Origin of the sequence: Psychrobacter sp. HII-4 (genome assembly GCF_904846595.1) — a bacterium.
Lineage (GTDB): Bacteria > Pseudomonadota > Gammaproteobacteria > Pseudomonadales > Moraxellaceae > Psychrobacter > Psychrobacter celer.
Genome location: NZ_CAJHBJ010000103.1, coordinates 1 through 839, shown reverse-complemented (window position 1 = coordinate 839; position 839 = coordinate 1). Strand labels below are relative to the sequence as shown.

Below are 839 nucleotides of genomic sequence, written 5' to 3'. Positions count from 1 at the left end.
ACCAGCTCTTTAGTGTATAAGTCTTTGACTCCTGCTAAGTACAGCCAACCCTCATGTGTCCAGATATAAGTAATATCGCTTACCCATGCTTGGTTAGGGCGATTGGCATCAAACTGCTGATGCAGCACATTCGGATAGACCAGCTTGTTGTGATTAGAGTCGGTGGTGACTTTAAAGCGCTTGTGACGACGGCATTTGATGCCGTGTTCCTCTTTGATGCTTCTGACCATGTATAGACTAATATTATGTCCTTGTCCGCTTAGATACGCATGCAGTCGATCTACGCCATAACGTTCTTTCGTTTCATTGTGAGCGGCTTTAACCAATAACTCGCACTGATTACGATGTACCTGCTGACAGCTGATATGACGACCTAGCCAGTCATAGTAGCTTGAGGGTTTAACCTGTAGTACGCGGCACATGCTACTAATGCTAAAGACTTGCTGGTTGTCTTTGATAAAGGCGTACTTCATCAACTGTCACTGCGTGCATAGCCCTTCGCCTTGCGTCACTAAAACAGTCTCCCAGACTGTTTCTTAACGTTCCTCATTCGCGAAGTACGCCGTCGCCTCATTCGAGCATAGCTCTCATCTTGCGTCGGGGCGAAGCAGTGCTTCGCTTTATCCCTCCTCATTTAATATCTCTCGTTCCTCTTCGGCCACTTTAAGTTGCCGCTTGAGCTGCTTTATTTCCTGAATAGCTGCCATAAGCTCAGGATCATATTGTTCTGTGCCGATAAGTTTGCCTTGATTGGCTTTACTGTGCCAATTAGTTAAGGTCTGCATGGCGATGCCAATCTGCTTTGCAGTGGCTGAGATATTGCCGTTGTTGTCTGCTAT

Annotated in this window: 1 pseudogene; it reads right to left on the bottom strand. The window is 46.4% G+C overall.

Going from position 1 to position 839, the window contains the following annotated elements:
- Positions 1 to 839, bottom strand: a pseudogene (locus tag JMX98_RS14370) (IS3 family transposase); the annotation flags it as partial.